16 protein-coding genes are annotated in these 16,879 nt (G+C 57.8%); all 16 read left to right on the plus strand.

What is annotated here, in order from left to right; genetic code table 11:
- Positions 1-100: 100 nt before the first annotated feature.
- The 16 genes from serC to wbjC all read left to right on the plus strand — a co-directional run bounded on the left by serC (position 101) and on the right by wbjC (position 16,867).
- Positions 101-1,186, plus strand: a complete 1,086-nt coding sequence (serC, locus tag ACVWZ5_RS09450; RefSeq protein ID WP_028690826.1) for a 3-phosphoserine/phosphohydroxythreonine transaminase — start codon at positions 101-103, stop codon at positions 1,184-1,186.
- The gene (gene pheA, locus ACVWZ5_RS09455; RefSeq protein WP_028690825.1) at positions 1,186-2,280 is read left to right on the plus strand and encodes a prephenate dehydratase; all 1,095 of its coding nucleotides are present in this window, start codon (positions 1,186-1,188) and stop codon (positions 2,278-2,280) included. The genes serC and pheA overlap by 1 nt, the downstream gene beginning before the upstream one ends.
- Positions 2,281-2,491: 211 nt before the next feature.
- Positions 2,492-4,699, plus strand: coding sequence for a bifunctional prephenate dehydrogenase/3-phosphoshikimate 1-carboxyvinyltransferase (locus tag ACVWZ5_RS09460; protein ID WP_338148687.1), 2,208 nt, complete (start codon positions 2,492-2,494; stop codon positions 4,697-4,699).
- A complete protein-coding gene (cmk, locus tag ACVWZ5_RS09465; RefSeq protein ID WP_028690823.1) occupies positions 4,696-5,382 on the plus strand; it encodes a (d)CMP kinase in 687 nt (228 codons plus the stop codon). The genes ACVWZ5_RS09460 and cmk overlap by 4 nt, the downstream gene beginning before the upstream one ends.
- A 123-nt stretch (positions 5,383-5,505) precedes the next feature.
- On the plus strand, positions 5,506-7,182 hold the full coding sequence (rpsA, locus tag ACVWZ5_RS09470; RefSeq protein ID WP_028690822.1) for a 30S ribosomal protein S1: 1,677 nt from the start codon (positions 5,506-5,508) through the stop codon (positions 7,180-7,182).
- Positions 7,183-7,505: 323 nt separating this feature from the next.
- Positions 7,506-7,802 carry an integration host factor subunit beta gene (gene ihfB / locus ACVWZ5_RS09475; RefSeq protein ID WP_062573197.1) on the plus strand — a complete coding sequence of 99 codons (297 nt, stop codon included), beginning with the start codon at positions 7,506-7,508 and terminating at the stop codon, positions 7,800-7,802.
- A 19-nt stretch (positions 7,803-7,821) separates the two neighbouring features.
- A complete protein-coding gene (locus ACVWZ5_RS09480; protein ID WP_435767876.1) occupies positions 7,822-8,085 on the plus strand; it encodes a lipopolysaccharide assembly protein LapA domain-containing protein in 264 nt (87 codons plus the stop codon).
- Between the two features lie 310 nt (positions 8,086-8,395).
- Positions 8,396-8,779, plus strand: coding sequence for a hypothetical protein (locus tag ACVWZ5_RS09485; protein WP_435767884.1), 384 nt, complete (start codon positions 8,396-8,398; stop codon positions 8,777-8,779).
- Between the two features lie 52 nt (positions 8,780-8,831).
- Positions 8,832-8,960, plus strand: coding sequence for a hypothetical protein (locus ACVWZ5_RS09490; RefSeq protein ID WP_457340593.1), 129 nt, complete (start codon positions 8,832-8,834; stop codon positions 8,958-8,960).
- A gap of 37 nt (positions 8,961-8,997) precedes the next feature.
- Positions 8,998-9,195 carry an MBL fold metallo-hydrolase RNA specificity domain-containing protein gene (locus ACVWZ5_RS09495; protein WP_435767875.1) on the plus strand — a complete coding sequence of 66 codons (198 nt, stop codon included), beginning with the start codon at positions 8,998-9,000 and terminating at the stop codon, positions 9,193-9,195.
- A 613-nt stretch (positions 9,196-9,808) separates the two neighbouring features.
- Positions 9,809-10,858 (plus strand): LPS O-antigen chain length determinant protein WzzB, encoded by a 1,050-nt coding sequence (locus tag ACVWZ5_RS09500; RefSeq protein WP_435767874.1) that lies wholly within the window; start codon positions 9,809-9,811, stop codon positions 10,856-10,858.
- 85 nt (positions 10,859-10,943) lie between these two features.
- Positions 10,944-12,206, plus strand: a complete 1,263-nt coding sequence (locus tag ACVWZ5_RS09505; RefSeq protein WP_435767873.1) for an EpsG family protein — start codon at positions 10,944-10,946, stop codon at positions 12,204-12,206.
- Positions 12,199-13,431 (plus strand): hypothetical protein, encoded by a 1,233-nt coding sequence (locus tag ACVWZ5_RS09510; RefSeq protein ID WP_435767872.1) that lies wholly within the window; start codon positions 12,199-12,201, stop codon positions 13,429-13,431. The genes ACVWZ5_RS09505 and ACVWZ5_RS09510 overlap by 8 nt, the downstream gene beginning before the upstream one ends.
- Positions 13,428-14,645 (plus strand): glycosyltransferase, encoded by a 1,218-nt coding sequence (locus ACVWZ5_RS09515; protein WP_435767871.1) that lies wholly within the window; start codon positions 13,428-13,430, stop codon positions 14,643-14,645. Before ACVWZ5_RS09510 ends, ACVWZ5_RS09515 begins: the two co-directional genes overlap by 4 nt.
- Before the next feature lie 83 nt (positions 14,646-14,728).
- Positions 14,729-15,763: a polysaccharide biosynthesis protein gene (locus tag ACVWZ5_RS09520; protein WP_062573203.1), complete on the plus strand. Its 1,035-nt coding sequence runs from the start codon at positions 14,729-14,731 to the stop codon at positions 15,761-15,763.
- Between the two features lie 3 nt (positions 15,764-15,766).
- Positions 15,767-16,867, plus strand: coding sequence for a UDP-2-acetamido-2,6-beta-L-arabino-hexul-4-ose reductase (gene wbjC / locus ACVWZ5_RS09525; RefSeq protein WP_435767870.1), 1,101 nt, complete (start codon positions 15,767-15,769; stop codon positions 16,865-16,867).
- Positions 16,868-16,879 lie beyond the last annotated feature (12 nt).

The following is a 16,879-nucleotide window of genomic DNA, read 5'->3' on the forward strand; positions in this document are numbered from 1 at the left end:
CGCCCCGTTTGACTGATTGGAACAGGCAACGCTCGCTCCTGCAGGGGTTGGCGGGGTCTGTGAGTGACGATTTGTTCTATTTGGCAGAGCGAGAGTGGATGTGAGCAAACGAGCCTTTAACTTCTGCGCCGGCCCCGCCGCGCTTCCCGATGCTGTCCTGCAGCGTGCCCAGGCCGAGATGCTGGACTGGCGCGGCAAGGGCCTGTCGGTGATGGAAATGAGCCATCGCAGCGACGACTACGTGGCCATTGCCGAAAAGGCCGAGCAGGACCTGCGCGACCTGCTGTCCGTCCCCTCCAACTACAAGGTGCTGTTCCTGCAGGGCGGCGCCAGCCAGCAGTTCGCCGAGATTCCGTTGAACCTGCTGCCGGAGAATGGCACCGCCGACTACGTCGAGACCGGCATCTGGTCGAAGAAGGCCATCGAGGAAGCGCGTCGTTTCGGCAACGTCAACGTCGCCGCCAGCGCCAAGCCCTACGACTACCTGGCCATCCCAGGCCAGAACGAGTGGAAACTGACCAAGAACGCGGCATACGTTCACTATGCGTCCAACGAGACCATCGGCGGCCTGCAGTTCGACTGGGTGCCCGAGACCGGCGACGTCCCGCTGGTGGTCGACATGTCCTCCGACATCCTCTCGCGCCCGACCGACGTGTCGCAGTTCGGCCTGATCTACGCCGGCGCGCAGAAGAACATCGGCCCCAGCGGCCTGGTGGTGGTGATCGTCCGTGAAGACCTGCTGGGCCACGCCCGCAGCAGCTGCCCGACCATGCTCGACTACAAGATCGCGGCCGACAACGGCTCGATGTACAACACCCCGGCTACCTATTCCTGGTACCTCTCGGGCCTGGTGTTCGAGTGGCTCAAGGAACAGGGTGGCGTCGAGGCCATGGAGCAGCGCAACCGCGCCAAGAAGGACCGCCTGTACGGCTTCATCGACGGCAGCGAGTTCTACACCAACCCGATCAGCCACAACGCCCGTTCGTGGATGAACGTGCCGTTCCGCCTGGCCGATGAGCGTCTGGACAAGGCCTTCCTGGCCGGTGCCGACGCCCGTGGCCTGCTCAACCTCAAGGGGCACCGTTCGGTTGGCGGCATGCGCGCCTCGATCTACAACGCCTTGGGCCTGGAGGCCGTCGAGGCGCTGGTGCAGTACATGGCTGAATTCGAGAAGGAGCACGGCTGATGTCCGACCAGGAACTCAAGGCCCTGCGCGTGCGCATCGACAGCCTCGACGAGAAGATCCTCGAGCTGATCAGCGAGCGCGCCCGTTGCGCCCAGGAAGTGGCCAAGGTCAAGACCGCGTCGCTGGCCGAAGGCGAGGCGCCGGTGTTCTATCGCCCCGAGCGCGAAGCCGCGGTGCTCAAGCGCGTCATGGAGCGCAACAAGGGGCCGCTGGACAACGAAGAGATGGCGCGGCTGTTCCGCGAGATCATGTCCTCCTGCCTGGCCCTGGAAGAGCCGCTGAAAGTCGCCTACCTCGGCCCGGAAGGCACCTTCACCCAGGCGGCGGCCATGAAGCACTTCGGTCACGCCGTGGTCAGCCGCCCGATGGCGGCCATCGACGAGGTGTTCCGCGAAGTGGCGGCCGGTGCCGTCAACTTTGGCGTGGTGCCGGTGGAAAACTCCACCGAAGGCGCGGTCAGCCATACGCTGGACAGCTTCCTCGAGCACGACATGGTGATCTGCGGCGAGGTGGAGCTGCGTATCCACCACCACCTGCTGGTGGGCGAGAACACCAAGACCGACAGCATCACCCGCATCTACTCCCATGCCCAGTCGCTGGCCCAGTGCCGCAAGTGGCTGGACGCCCATTACCCGAACGTCGAGCGCGTGGCTGTGTCCAGCAACGCCGAGGCGGCCAAGCGGGTCAAGGGCGAGTGGAACTCGGCGGCGATCGCCGGCGACATGGCGGCCAACCTGTACGGGCTGACCCGCCTGGCCGAGAAAATCGAGGACCGCCCGGACAACTCCACGCGCTTCCTGATGATCGGCAGCCAGGAAGTACCGCCGACCGGCGACGACAAGACCTCGATCATCGTTTCCATGAGCAACAAGCCGGGCGCGCTGCATGAGCTGCTGGTGCCGTTCCACGAGAACGGCATCGACCTCACGCGCATCGAGACCCGTCCGTCGCGCAGCGGCAAGTGGACCTACGTGTTCTTCATCGACTTCGTCGGCCATCACCGCGATCCGCTGATCAAGGCGGTGCTGGAGCAGATCAGCCAGGAGGCTGTGGCGCTGAAGGTGCTGGGTTCGTATCCGAAGGCGGTGCTTTGATTTGAGATTGCCGGGGCCGCTTCGCGCCCCATCGCGACACAAGGCCGCTCCCACAGGTATTGTGCAGGCCTTGAAGCTGTACTGAGTCCTGTGGGAGCGGCCTTGCGTCGCGATGGGCTGCAACGCAGCCCCAGTGGGTCTCGCAGATTGCCTAGATTTCTGAACAGGGTTCGCACTCGTGGTTGATGCTGTAACAAACAAATCCGCACCGATTGTCGGTCGCCTGGTCGTGGTCGGCCTCGGCCTGATCGGCGGCTCCTTCGCCAAGGGCTTGCGTGAAAGCGGCCTGTGCCGCGAAGTGGTCGGCGTCGACCTGGATGCCGAGTCGCGCAAGCAGGCCGTGGCGCTGGGCGTGGTCGACCGTTGCGAGGCGGACCTGGCCGTCGCTTGTGTCGGCGCCGATGTCATCCAGCTGGCGGTACCGATCCTGGCCATGGAGAAAGTCCTGGCCCGCCTGGCCCAGCTTGACCTGGGTGACGCGGTGATCACCGACGTGGGTAGTGCCAAGGGCAACGTCGTGCGTGCAGCGCGCGAAGCGTTCGCCGAGCGTCTGCCGCGCTTCGTGCCGGGGCACCCGATCGCCGGCTCCGAGCAAAGCGGCGTGGAGGCCTCCAATGCCGCGTTGTTCCGTCGCCACAAGGTGATCCTCACGCCGCTGGCGGAAACCGACCCGCAGGCGCTGGCCCTGGTCGACCGCCTCTGGCGCGCACTGGACGCCGATGTCGAGCACATGCCGGTGGAGCGCCATGACGAAGTCCTGGCCGCCACCAGCCACCTGCCGCACCTGCTGGCCTTCGGCCTGGTCGATTCGCTGGCCAAGCGCAATGAAAACCTGGAGATCTTCCGGTACGCTGCGGGGGGCTTTCGCGATTTCACGAGAATCGCTGGTAGCGACCCGATCATGTGGCACGACATCTTCCTCGCCAACCGCGAGGCGGTCCTGCGCACTCTCGATACATTTCGCAGCGACCTCGACGCCTTACGCGACGCGGTCGATGCTGGGGACGGGCACCAACTGCTGGGTGTGTTCACCCGCGCCCGGGTTGCCCGCGAGCATTTCAGTAAAATCCTGGCCCGCCGGGCCTATGTGGACGCTATGAACGCCAACGATCTGATTTTCCTGGCCCAACCGGGTGGCCGCGTGTCCGGACGGATCCGCGTACCTGGCGACAAGTCGATTTCCCACCGCTCGATCATGCTCGGCTCGCTGGCCGAAGGCACCACCGAGGTGGAAGGTTTCCTCGAGGGCGAGGACGCCCTGGCCACCTTGCAGGCCTTCCGTGACATGGGCGTGGTCATCGAAGGCCCGCACCACGGACGCGTGACCATCCATGGCGTCGGCCTGCACGGCCTCAAGCCGCCACCCGGCCCGCTGTATGTCGGCAACTCCGGTACCTCGATGCGCCTGTTGTCCGGCCTGCTGGCGGCGCAGCCGTTCGACACCACCATGACTGGCGACGCCTCGCTGTCCAAGCGCCCGATGAACCGCGTGGCCAATCCGTTGCGCGAAATGGGCGCTGTGGTCGAGACCGGCCCTGAAGGCCGTCCGCCGCTGACCATCCGCGGTGGTCATAAGCTCAAGGCGCTGAACTACACGCTGCCGATGGCCAGCGCCCAGGTCAAATCCTGCCTGCTGCTGGCCGGCCTGTACGCCGAGGGCACCACCACCGTCACCGAGCCTGCGCCGACCCGTGACCACACCGAGCGCATGCTGCGCGGCTTCGGCTACGCGGTCGAGTCGAACGGCCCGGTGGCCTCCCTGCAGTCTGGTGGCAAGCTCACCGCTACCCGCATCGAAGTGCCGGCGGACATTTCCTCCTCGGCATTCTTCCTGGTGGCGGCCTCCATCGCTGAAGGTTCCGAGCTGGTTCTGGAGCACGTCGGCATCAACCCGACCCGCACCGGCGTGATCGACATCCTGCGCCTGATGGGTGGCGACATTACCCTTGAGAACCAGCGTGAAGTCGGCGGCGAGCCGGTGGCCGACCTGCGCGTGCGCGGCGCCAAGCTCAAGGGTATCGAGATCCCCGAGCACCTGGTGCCGCTGGCCATCGACGAGTTCCCGGTGCTGTTCGTCGCCGCTGCCTGCGCCGAAGGGCGCACCGTGCTGCGTGGCGCCGAAGAGCTGCGGGTCAAGGAGTCGGACCGCATCCAGGTGATGGCCGACGGCCTGATCGCCCTGGGCGTGAAGTGCGAGCCGACGGCGGACGGCATTATCATCGACGGCGGCCCGATCGGCGGCGGCGAAGTGCACGGCCACGGTGACCACCGCATCGCCATGGCCTTCAGCATCGCCTCGCTGCGCGCCAGCGCGCCGATCGTGATCCATGACTGTGCCAATGTCGCCACGTCGTTCCCCAACTTCCTGGCGCTGTGCAAGGAAGTCGGCATCCGCGTCGCCGAAGAGGGCAAGTCGTGAATTCGCAGGCACCGGTCATCACCATCGACGGGCCGAGCGGCTCGGGCAAGGGTACCGTGGCGGGCCTGCTGGCCCGCGAGCTGGGCTGGCGCCTGCTCGACTCCGGCGCCCTGTACCGTCTGCTGGCGTTCAATGCCAGCAACCATGGTGTCGACCTGACCAACGAAGAGCTGCTCAAGGCCCTGGCTGCCCATCTGGACGTGCAGTTCATCGCTGCCGAGCCGGGCAAATTGCAGCAGATCATTCTCGAGGGCGAGGATGTCAGTCATGTCATCCGTACCGAGACCGTCGGTGCCGGCGCATCGATGGTCGCCTCGCTGCCGGCGGTGCGCGAGGCGCTGCTGCAGCGCCAGCGCGCCTTCCGCGAGGCCCCGGGTTTGATTGCCGACGGTCGCGACATGGGCACCGTGGTGTTCCCCGACGCGCCGCTCAAGGTGTTCCTCACCGCCAGCGCCGAGGAGCGTGCCCGTCGCCGCTACCTGCAGTTGAAGGGCAAGGGTGAAGATGTTAGTCTGTCAAGTCTGCTAGATGAGATCCGTGCGCGCGATGAGCGTGACACCCAGCGCGCAGTGGCCCCGCTCAAGCCGGCGGCCGATGCCATTCAGCTGGATTCCACGGAGTTGTCCATCGAGCAGGTGCTGCAACGCATCAGAAGCGAGCTCGCCCTGCGCGACCTGGCCTGATGGAGAGGAGAGCGGGCAGGGGCACCAGTCAACGTCCTGCCAGTTCTTCTTTACTTAACGAAACCCACATTGTCTGGAATGTGGCTATGGGCGTTTGTTTCGCCCGAATCTACAGGAATTAAAATGAGCGAAAGCTTTGCAGAACTCTTTGAAGAAAGCCTGAAAACCCTCAATCTTCAGCCGGGTGCCATCATCACCGGTATCGTTGTCGACATCGACGGCGACTGGGTTACCGTTCACGCTGGCCTGAAGTCCGAGGGCGTCATCCCGCTCGAGCAGTTCATCAACGAAGCTGGCGAGCTGACCATCAAGGTCGGTGACGAAGTTCACGTTGCGCTGGACGCGGTCGAAGACGGCTTTGGCGAAACCAAGCTGTCCCGTGAAAAAGCCAAGCGCGCCGAGTGCTGGATTGTTCTGGAAGCTGCTTTCGCTGCCGAAGAAGTGGTCAAGGGCGTTATCAACGGTAAGGTTAAAGGCGGCTTCACTGTCGACGTTAACGGCATCCGTGCGTTCCTGCCGGGCTCCCTGGTTGATGTCCGCCCAGTGCGCGACACCACCCACCTCGAAGGCAAAGAGCTGGAATTCAAGGTCATCAAGCTGGACCAGAAGCGCAACAACGTTGTCGTTTCCCGTCGCAGCGTCCTGGAAGCCGAAAACAGCGCCGAGCGCGAAGCTCTGCTGGAATCGCTGCAGGAAGGCCAGCAGGTCAAAGGTATCGTCAAGAACCTCACCGACTACGGTGCGTTCGTTGACCTGGGCGGCGTCGATGGTCTGCTGCACATCACCGACATGGCCTGGAAGCGTATCAAGCACCCGTCGGAAATCGTCAACGTTGGTGACGAGATCGACGTCAAGGTCCTGAAGTACGATCGCGAGCGCAACCGCGTTTCGCTGGGTCTGAAGCAACTGGGCGAAGACCCATGGGTTGCTATCAAAGCCCGTTACCCAGAAAGCACCCGCGTCATGGCTCGCGTCACCAACCTGACCGACTATGGCTGCTTCGCTGAGCTGGAAGAAGGCGTTGAAGGCCTGGTGCACGTCTCCGAAATGGACTGGACCAACAAGAACATCCACCCGTCGAAAGTCGTTCAGGTTGGCGACGAAGTGGAAGTCATGGTTCTGGACATCGACGAAGAGCGTCGTCGTATCTCCCTGGGTATCAAGCAGTGCAAATCGAACCCATGGGAAGACTTCTCCGGCCAGTTCAACAAGGGTGACAAGATCACCGGTACCATCAAGTCGATCACCGACTTCGGTATCTTCATCGGTCTGGACGGCGGCATCGACGGTCTGGTTCACCTGTCCGACATCTCCTGGAACGAAGCTGGCGAAGAAGCCGTGCGTCGCTTCAAGAAGGGCGACGAGCTGGAAACCGTCATCCTGTCGGTTGACCCAGAGCGCGAGCGCATCTCCCTGGGCATCAAGCAGCTGGAAGACGATCCGTTCTCCAACTTCGTTGCTGTCAACGACAAGGGCGCTATCGTTAAGGGTATCGTCAAGGAAGTTGACGCCAAGGGCGCTATCGTGACCCTGGCCGACGACATCGAAGCTACTCTGAAGGCTTCCGAAATCAGCCGTGACCGCGTTGAAGACGCCCGTAACGTGCTGAAGGAAGGCGAAGAGATCGAAGCCAAGATCATCAGCGTCGACCGCAAGTCCCGCGTCATCAGCCTGTCCATCAAATCGAAGGACGACGCTGAAGAGCGCGAAGCCATCCAGAGCCTGAAAAACGCTCCGGAAGCGGCTGCCGATACCACCATGGCTGCGCTGCTGCGCGAAGCAATGGCCAAGCAGAACTGAGTTCTGTTTGATCGGTAAAAAGGGCGACCCTCGGGTCGCCCTTTTTTGTACCTGCGATTTGCCTGGTTGGGTCAAATCAGTTTGTTTCTACAGATTTTGTGGCTATTTCTGAGGTCGTGCGCGAGGCGTGGGCGGTAGGCTTTCCCGCTTGCCTGCAAAGTCGCGTCTCAGCGCGCTCGGCTTCGTACCGAGTGAGGATTGCCCGTGCTGCGTCTTATCTTGAATTTTTTTGTTTAGTCAAGAACCACCCTGTTCAAATTCACCGGAGCGTGCTACAAACTGATTAAGCAATGATCTAGCTGCTTGATAACGAAGGGAAAAATATGACGAAGTCGGAGCTGATCGAACGAATTGTCACCCATCAGGGGCTGCTCTCGTCCAAGGACGTCGAGCTGGCCATCAAGACCATGCTTGAGCAGATGTCGCAGTGCCTGGCGACCGGGGATCGCATCGAGATCCGTGGCTTTGGCAGTTTTTCCCTGCACTACCGCGCACCGCGGGTAGGGCGCAATCCCAAGACCGGCCAGTCGGTCAGCCTCGAAGGTAAGTACGTGCCGCATTTCAAGCCTGGTAAGGAATTACGTGATCGGGTTAATGAAGAAGAGCATGAGCCCGGCTGAGCCATTCAAGGAGTGATCCATGCGTAATCTCAAGCGCGCCCTGGCGGCGCTGTTCGTGTTGCTGCTGGCGGCCGTAGTGCTGTTCTTCGTGCTGGAGAACCAGCAGGCAGTGACGCTGGTGTTGTTTGGTTGGTCAGCGCCCGCAGTGCCGGTTGCGGTGTTGGTGCTGGCGGCTTTGGTGATTGGCTTGGCTGTTGGTCCTCTGCTGGGGGCCTATGGCATGATGCGAGGTAAAAGCAAGATTCGCGCCTCGGCCCGCCAAGCGGCGCTTACCGGCAAATAAAGATATTTCCTAGGAATCATTGAGGCATGTCGCCGTTGTTGGTCGGGGTTGGGGTGTCCTAACAACGCTCTTTCTGTACTGGCAGACTGAGGGGCGGCAAGGTGGATTTTCCGGCAAATACTCATCATGGTGGTGTGTATGGCATCACCGGTTCCTGCTACCAGTTGCACTTTGACAATCGCGCCAGCCTGCTTGTCGACTGTGGTATGGTGGAAGGCGCTGATGCCCGCCTCGATATGGGGCCTGGCGAGCTCGGGTTTGGCATAGGCGGCGTCCAGCTGCTGGTCATAACACACCGTTCACCTTGACCATGGCGGGCGTATTCCTGCCCTGTGCGACAGCGGGCTTCCGTGGCCCGATCCTTTGCAGTGAGTCTTCCGCCAAGCTTCTGCCTTTTGTGCTCGAAGATACTTATCGGCTCGAGATCGGTAATGAGCCTTTGCTGGTGCAGCGATTCCTCGTGCTGCTCAAGCGGCATATTGAATCCATCTCGTTCGCGCATTGGCATGTCGTATCTACAGGCCTGGGCTGTATTGCGCTATCCGCTTGTGGCGTCCTGGGCATTTGCTGGGGGGCTTATATCGAGTGTGAAGTGCACCCCGCCGGCAAAAGGCACCCGGGTGGTCTTTTCCGGAGATCTTGGTGCTTCTGGCAATCCATTGCTGCGGCCATTGGCGCCGCCGGAGCGGGCTGACGTCTGCTACCTAAAGTACGGTCGCCCTGCGATTGTCATGGCAGGCAACGGAATGTGCTCTGGTGGGCGAATCGTCAACGATCTTAAAGCGATGCTTGGTGATGCTCGACATGAAGTGATGTTTGCCGGCTATCAGGCACAGGGCGTGCGGTGCTGTCATCCAGGCGAGTGCGGACGCTGAAGGGGTTGTATGGGTTGAGCTTGACGGTGAGCGGCGCGTGATCGAGGCGAAAGCCGTCACAGTTGGCAGTTACTCTGCGCATGCCGATCAATCAGGGCTGCTGCGCTTTGTTGAAGGTATTCCATGTTGGCCGGGAAACATTATCCTGGAGCAGGGCGGCCAGTGCCGCCAAAATTACTCTGAAAGCAGCATTGGAGCGGCACGCTGCGAGCAGGGGTTACGATTGTCTTGGTGACATCGCGGACTAATACGCCTGTCGCGCGGAACTCGGTGGGGGGTTTTTCGCTCTGATCACTGTTATTCGCTGGCGTCCTCAATCGCAGCGGTTTCTCCTGGCCTTTCGACTACGCTGGTTCCACGGGGGAAGGGGGAGCGCGTCGGGAGTATTGGTTGCGCCAAGTGTCAAATAAGAACAAATGATAGTCCAAGGAACATTGAATTGGTGCTTACAGGTCGTGGATATATCGCCAGGGATGAAGCCTTTGGTCTGGTTAGGGGGCAGGTATCAGGGGGGGAGCGTCTGTATGGGGTTCCGTTGTGACTTGCTTGTCACGACTGCCATCCATTGTCTCCACGGGCACGTCCTGTCTCCCTTGTGCTTACCCCTCACTGCAGGCAATGGCTTGTGTTCCATTCATAGGTATTGGCGTTTCGCCAGTGCGCAACACCATCGTTAGAAGCAAGTGTCTGGAGGCTGCCGGTCATGCTGCGTTGCTGGTGTGACGATTGGCAGTGCCTTGATTGGACGGCGTTGCTGGGCTGATGCAGATCGAGCCTGTAAGCTGTGGGAGCTGGGATTCGCGTATGGGGATTAAATCAAGCATCTGTGAAAGGGAAGAAAGCTGAAAATGCGTGATGATCAAGCGATGAGTCTGTCCGACGATCAGGATGATCTGTCGGCATTTATTGTTGGACTGTGGAAGAAAAAGACGACTGTCTTTCTTTGTAGCGTATTGGGAGGCGTGCTCGCTGCGGCCTATGCTTTTATTAGTTTGCCTGTTTACCAGGCCAAGATAATACTCATGCCACCTGCAAAAAATGCTATTGCCGAGCTAAATTTGGGACGTAGCAGGGACGGCGAGTTGGTGCCCTATAGCGTTAAAGATGTCTATGACGTATTTCTGCGAAATGTGCAGGCCGAGTCGTTACGGCGTGACTTTTTCCGAGACGTCTATCTCCCTTCGTTGGGGCAAGAAGAGCGCAAGCGTTCCCAGGACGATCTCTATGCCCGCTATCTGAAAACTATCGCAACGGGTTCTGAGGGCAAGGGGGCGACTGAGCGAGTCATAGTGAGCATGCTCAACGAAAGCCCACAGACCGCTGTCGAATGGGCAAAGATTTTCGTCGGCAGGGCAGAAGCAATAACCAAGGCGGAACTGGTGGAGAACGTTACGCGTGAAGCACAGGTCCGAGCTCAGAACCTGGAGCGGAAAATCGCGCTGCTGCGTGAAAATGGCAAGATGGTGAAAGAGGACTTGATCGTTCGCTTGAAAGAAGCACTTGCAATTGCGCAATCAGTGGGCTTGGAGAAACCCCCTATACTGGGCGGGCGCCTGTCAGAGGAAATTTCAGCAGGAATGTTTGGTGAGTTGACCTATATGCGAGGCAGCAAGGCTTTGCAGGCTGAGATCAAAAACCTGGAAGAGCGTACGCAGGATGATCCTTTTCTTGTGAGCTTGCGCGACTTGCAGATGAGCTACGAAACCTATAAAGGTATTGATGTCAATCCTGAAAAAATCTCGGTCTTTCAGCTTGATGGGGGGGGGGAGCAGCCCGATAGGCCCATTAAGCCTCAAAAGCTAATGATTATCGTTATTGGTCTGGTGGTGGGTGCTGCATTTGGGGTGCTGATTGCGCTCTTCGGGCATGTTTACCGGAAAACGTTCAGGGTGGCATAGTCTCCTCGCGGTGTGGTGGCGGCAGGATTGGCTGGAGTGGTGAAGGCATGGGGGCTTTCGCCATTTTTTCCGATGATGCTGATGAGTGCGCTGGGGCGACTGGCTTGGTGTTTTGGTCAGTAAAAAAATAAAGCTGCATGGCGGAGTTCGAGTGTTTTTTTATATTTTCTTGGCCGTGATTTTGGTGCCTTTTTATATTTTGGAGATACTGGGGGCGCCCAAGACGCGCAGAACGGCTGGTTTTCTTGTTTTTATTGCCTTCAGTTACTTTGTATTTATCGCCGGACTTCGTGACGAAACAGGGTATGATTGGTACGTTTACCAGAATATCTTCAGCGGGATAGAACAATCTGAAGGGCTTTTGGCGGCTGTGCAGTTCGGTAGTGGCAATGGCTCTGAAACTGGTTTTTCGGTTCTTCTCTACGTCCTCTACTTGTGCGGCGTCAGTTTCTGGGGCGTGCAGGCCCTTATCTGCGTCTTCAATTTCTATGTGTTCGTGCGTTTGAATAGCCTGCTGGGCATGGGCTTGGTTTCTGGCTTTCTGGTCTACTATTGCTGGTTGTTCCTGGTTCTGCAGATGGCCGTGATGCGCATGTCGCTCGCCTTGTCTCTGCTGGCGCTCGGCATGATTGCCCTCCTGCGAGGGCGGGTTCTGGTTTTCGCGCTGTTGGTGGCTGCAGCAAGTACCATTCACCTGTTTTCATTGGCAATCGGGGGGGTGGTGCTGTGCGCGCGGTTCAGATTCTCGAAGGCGATTGTCATCAGTACGTTGTCGCTGGTTGTGATCTTGTATGGTCTCGGTCTGGATGCCTTCGGGGGCGTGCTCAAGCAGGCGCTGGGGTATATGCCGTCGTTCATCGCATCTAAGGTCGAGATCTATCTCAGGCTGAGTGAGCTCTATGTGCGTGGGCTTGGTGAATTTTTGTACAAACTGTTTATTCTGGCAATATTTATCTACCTGCTATTACGTGCCGATTGGCGCAATGCGCTCGAACGCTACCTTGTTAACTTGAGCTTTATCTACATTGTTGTGCTTTTTTTGTTCTGGAAATATCCGATCTTTCATGATCGCGTTAAATACTTTGTGCTGATGCCATATTTTTATTTGTTGCTATCGGTGGTAAGGAGGCAGAGGCCGCTTGAGCGTTCTATCGTTGCGGTGGGTTTTCTCTTGATGAGTTTCTCTGTGTTGGTGCACGAGGTGCGAGGTCCTTTGTTTTATCCTTATACACCTTATTACAATATGGTGGAGCGTTGGCTGGGTGGGCAAAGTAACGATGGCAAGGCCAGGACGATGAAGTATTATGATGACTTCAACTCTCAATGGTTGGAGGGTGAAGTTGAATAAAATTATTTACATTGGCGGGGGGTTTGCGTTAAAGACCCTCTGTGCGCTGATTGTCGTGCGTTTTCTGGCGTCCAGTTACGGCGATGAGGGGTTTGGCTATCTGACCCAATATATGGCCTTCTTGGCGGTTGTCTTCGGCTTGTCCCTGGGCGGTGCCAGTAACTATCTGGTGAAGTCGCTGTCCCAGGCGCAGAGTGACGAGCAGTTCGAAGCGGCTGTGTCTGAAGTCTTTAGCTATGGCGCTGTATTTTTTCTGATGCTGGCTGTGTTGCTGGTTGTTTGTAAAGGGCTGCTGGAACAGTATGTCTTTTATCAGTCGGTCAGTGGCTGGTTTATTGCGTATATCCTTGCGCTGTTTTATGTTTCAAATGTTTATGGCTGCTTGATGGGGGTTGCGTTGGCGCGGGGCAGGGTTGCCCTGTACTCGATCTCCATTATGGCTGGAGCATTGATATATGCCGCTGGTGCGGCAATCCTCGTTTATCTGGATGCCGCCAATCTGTCGTACTGGTGGATCCCGCTTGCTTATGTGTTGCCTATCATATTCATGCGCAGGGCATATAGCGGAAAAATAAGACTTGATTTTCGTCGCTTGGCGGCGTGGTCAAAATTCAAGAGTGTTTTCCGTTATTGTTTGACCGTCTATGCTGGGTTGGTCTCTCTGCCCCTGGTCAGCATGTTTGTGCGAGAGGCATTCAATCGTGACTATGGTCATCAGGCCTTGAGCTATTGGCAGGTGGCGGTGAAGTACTCAGATGCCCAGCAGCAGTTTTTTGGTACATTTTGCGCCACGTTACTGTTGCCCTATCTTTCCAAACATGTAGGTGGGCTCAAGTTTGGAGGGTGGGCGGCAAGGCTTGGGGGGCTTTCCTTGTTGTATGGGGCGGGCGCCACATTCATCTATATTTTTAGGCACGAAGTTATTTTTCTGCTGTTTGGGCATGGTTATGCCGATGCGGGAGAGTATTTTATCTACTATCTGATCGGTGACTACTTCCGGATGGCGGCGATTTTTTGCGTGTTCACGCTCATCTCGGCGGACAGGTTTGGCCGGGCGTTGGTGTTTGAGCTCATGCAAGGTGGGCTTTTTGTCCTGCTGTTCTGCTCGCTGAGCGGTTGGGGGCAGGTGAGTGGTGTCGGGTTTGCTTACGTGATTACCTATGCGCTGTGTTTCTGTATGATGCTCGCCTACGTGTTTGATCACTTCAGGAGATGCATGCGATGAGGGTCCTGGTTCTTTGTACTACCTATTCATTGAGTCGTGGACACTCATGGTTGGTCGATAGTCTTGCCGAGCATTTGGCGTTGAACCATGAAGTCGTTGTGGTGTTTTTGGACTGGTCAGGAAAAATCGAGGCGCCTTGCGAGGTTGAGCGCGCCGGTGTTCGTGTGCACGTTTTTCCGGTTCAGAGCAAATATTACAAGGGCAAGCTGGGGAAAGTGCTGAAATGGTTCTTTGCCGCGCGCGCAATCAAAGCGCCGGTGAAGGAGATGCTGTCCAAACAGCAGTTTGATCTGGTCTTGAATTTTTCGCCGGCATTGATCATGGATCCGTTGCGCAAGATGCTCAGTGCGCGTATTGTTCGGTCCTATTTGGTTTTGTGGGATTTTTTTCCTATTTATCACCATCAGTTGGGGCTGGTTCCAGGGCTTCTGGCCGCGCCGTTGCGTGCCATCGAGAACAGTGCTTACAATCATTACGATACGATTGGCGTGATGTCGCCGCGCAATCTTGAATTTCTCAAGGAAAATTATCGTTTGGCGTCGAAAACTGCGGCGGAGGTCTTGTACCTTTGGGGGCCTGACGCGGTGTTTCAGCGTACAGTCGAGCGCTATCGGCAGGTACGTGCCCAGCATGATATCGGTGAGTCACTTGTCTGTGTGTTTGGTGGGCAGTTGATTAGGGGGCGTGGCATTGCCAAGGTTATTGAGTTGGCGGTGGTCGCCAAGCAAAATGCCATTGACGCCAAGTTTTATATTTTTGGTGATGGGCCTGAGCGACAACGTATTTTAGATGACTTAGTAAGTCATGGTGTGGAAGACCGTGTCCTTTATATGGGGTTTAGGCCACGTGATGAATACATTGAGTTCTTGATGGGCGCAGATGTGGGGTTGGTCTTCAACTCGGGGGACGTAGGGGTTCCTACCTTCCCTTCAAAGGCTATCGATTTCTTCCGGGCTGCGGTACCTGTTTTGGCTTATGTGGAGGATGCCACGGATTTTGGCGCGATCCTTGAAGACGAAATTGGCGCGGGCTGGAGCGCTTCGCCGAGTAATAAGGCGCTGCTCGTCGAGCATTTCAAAGCAGTTGCCCAGGCGCCTCGAGAGACGCTTTTTTCGGTCGGGCGTGCTGGGCAGGAGTGGTACGCGAAGCATATGACCGTGAGTACCATTTCCGAGCAGATACTCCGCTCGGTTTCGCCCTCGCGGGTGCAGTAGAGAACTGCTAAGATTGGTGTCCAAGCATTAGGCCATGCGATAAACTTCGCGCGTATAGGCAAGACCGTTTCGGGAGATAAAGTATGTTTGCTGGCAAGACGTTAATGATTACTGGTGGGACCGGTTCGTTCGGTAATGCCGTCCTGAAAGGTTTTTTGGATACAGATATTGCCGAGATTCGCATTTTTAGTCGCGATGAAAAAAAACAGGACGACATGCGCAAGCGCTATGCCAGTCCGAAACTGAAATTTTATATTGGTGATGTTCGTGATTTTCAAAGTGTTTTGAATGCCACGCGTGGTGTCGATTACATTTTTCATGCCGCGGCCTTGAAGCAAGTACCCTCTTGTGAATTCCACCCGATGGAAGCGGTCAAGACTAACGTCGTTGGCACCGATAACGTGCTGGAAGCCGCCATTCAGAATGAAGTGAAGCGGGTTGTTTGTCTGAGTACCGACAAGGCTGTCTACCCCATCAACGCCATGGGTATCTCGAAGGCCATGATGGAAAAAGTCATGGTCGCCAAGTCGCGCAATGTCGACCCCCTCAAGACCGTGATCTGTGGCACCCGTTACGGCAACGTGATGGCGTCGCGTGGTTCGGTCATTCCCCTATTTGTCGACCAGGTGCGTGCCGGTAAGCCTCTCTCCATCACCGATCCGAACATGACCCGATTCATGATGACCTTGGCGGATGCCGTGGATCTGGTTCTTTACGCGTTCGAGCATGGAAACAATGGTGACCTGTTCGTGCAGAAAGCGCCCGCAGCCACTGTGGAAACCTTGGCCAAGGCCTTGACCGGCTTGCTCGGACAACCGGAGCACCCGATTCAGGTTATTGGCACACGCCATGGTGAAAAGCTCTATGAAGCCTTGTTGAGCCGGGAAGAAATGGCCTGTGCAGAAGATATGGGGGACTACTATCGTGTGCCGCCGGACCTGCGCGATCTGAACTACGCCAAGTTCGTCGAACAGGGTGAGGAAAAAATTTCCCATACCGAAGACTACAACTCCCACAATACCGAGCGCCTGGATGTCGAAGGCATGCAGAAGTTGCTGCTCAAGCTCGCGTTCATGCAGGCGATCCAGCGCGGCGAGCACGCCGTTCCGGAGGAGTGATCGATGAATGTCCTGATTACGGGCGCCGATGGTTTCATCGGCAAGAACCTGCTGGTGCATCTGCAGGAACTGAAGGATATCGCTGTCGCTACCTTCACGCGTGACAATGATGTAGCTGTGCTGCCAGCCAAGGTCGCCGACGCTGACTTCATCTTCCACCTGGCCGGCATCAATCGTCCGCAGGACCCGAAGGAATTCACCTCTGGCAATGTCGACCTGACCCGGGCGTTGGCTGAAGCCGTGCGCGCGACGGGGCGCTCCGTGCCGTTGCTGTACACCTCGTCGACCCAGGCGGCCTTGGACAACGTCTATGGCGCCAGCAAGCGTGGCGCGGAAAAGGTCCTGCAGGATCTGCACGCGCAAACCGGTTCGCCAGTCCATCTGTTCCGCCTGCCCAATGTGTTCGGCAAATGGGCGCGGCCGAACTACAACTCGGCGGTCGCCACGTTCTGCCACAACATTGCCCGTGACCTGCCGATCCAGATCAATGACCCGCAGGCACGCGTCAGCCTGGTGTACATCGACGATGTGGTGCGCTGCTTCCTTCAAGTGATGCGTGGCGAGCACATTGATCAGGTCGAGCCGCAGTACGACGTCAGCGTCGGCGAGATCGCCTCGTACCTGCAGGCGTTTCGCGACAGTCGCAAAAACCTGATCACCGAGCCGGTCGGTACTGGTTTCGTCCGCGCGCTGTATTCGACCTATGTCAGCTACCTGCCGCAGGAGCGTTTCACCTACGAGGTGCCCAAGTATGGCGATGAACGCGGGGTGTTCGTCGAAATGCTCAAGACCGGCGACAGCGGCCAGTTTTCCTATTTCACCGCGCACCCAGGGGTGACCCGCGGCGGCCACTACCACCACACCAAGACCGAGAAGTTCCTGGTCATCAAGGGCCAGGCGAGCTTCCGCTTCCGCCATATGGTGACCGGCGAATTCTACGAGTTGCAGACTACCGGCGATAAGCCGGTCATCGTCGAGACCGTCCCAGGCTGGACCCATGACATCACCAACATCGGTTATGAAGAGATGGTTGTCATGCTGTGGGCCAACGAGATCTTCGATCGCCAACACCCCGACACTTATGCCAAGCCGCTGAACGCTTGACGGTCCAGATCC

Source organism: Pseudomonas sp. TE6283, assembly GCF_054060555.1.

Bases quoted from the DNA above. Each gene is read 5' to 3' on its own strand.
- rpsA (WP_028690822.1), top strand. From the start codon at position 5,506: ATGAGCGAAAGCTTTGCAGAACTCTTTGAAGAAAGCCTGAAAACCCTC.
- wbjC (WP_435767870.1), top strand. From the start codon at position 15,767: ATGAATGTCCTGATTACGGGCGCCGATGGTTTCATCGGCAAGAACCTG.
- ACVWZ5_RS09480 (WP_435767876.1), top strand. From the start codon at position 7,822: ATGCGTAATCTCAAGCGCGCCCTGGCGGCGCTGTTCGTGTTGCTGCTG.
- ihfB (WP_062573197.1), top strand. From the start codon at position 7,506: ATGACGAAGTCGGAGCTGATCGAACGAATTGTCACCCATCAGGGGCTG.
- pheA (WP_028690825.1), top strand. From the start codon at position 1,186: ATGTCCGACCAGGAACTCAAGGCCCTGCGCGTGCGCATCGACAGCCTC.
- ACVWZ5_RS09520 (WP_062573203.1), top strand. From the start codon at position 14,729: ATGTTTGCTGGCAAGACGTTAATGATTACTGGTGGGACCGGTTCGTTC.
- ACVWZ5_RS09490 (WP_457340593.1), top strand. From the start codon at position 8,832: ATGTGCTCTGGTGGGCGAATCGTCAACGATCTTAAAGCGATGCTTGGT.
- ACVWZ5_RS09500 (WP_435767874.1), top strand. From the start codon at position 9,809: ATGCGTGATGATCAAGCGATGAGTCTGTCCGACGATCAGGATGATCTG.
- ACVWZ5_RS09515 (WP_435767871.1), top strand. From the start codon at position 13,428: ATGAGGGTCCTGGTTCTTTGTACTACCTATTCATTGAGTCGTGGACAC.
- ACVWZ5_RS09485 (WP_435767884.1), top strand. From the start codon at position 8,396: ATGGCGGGCGTATTCCTGCCCTGTGCGACAGCGGGCTTCCGTGGCCCG.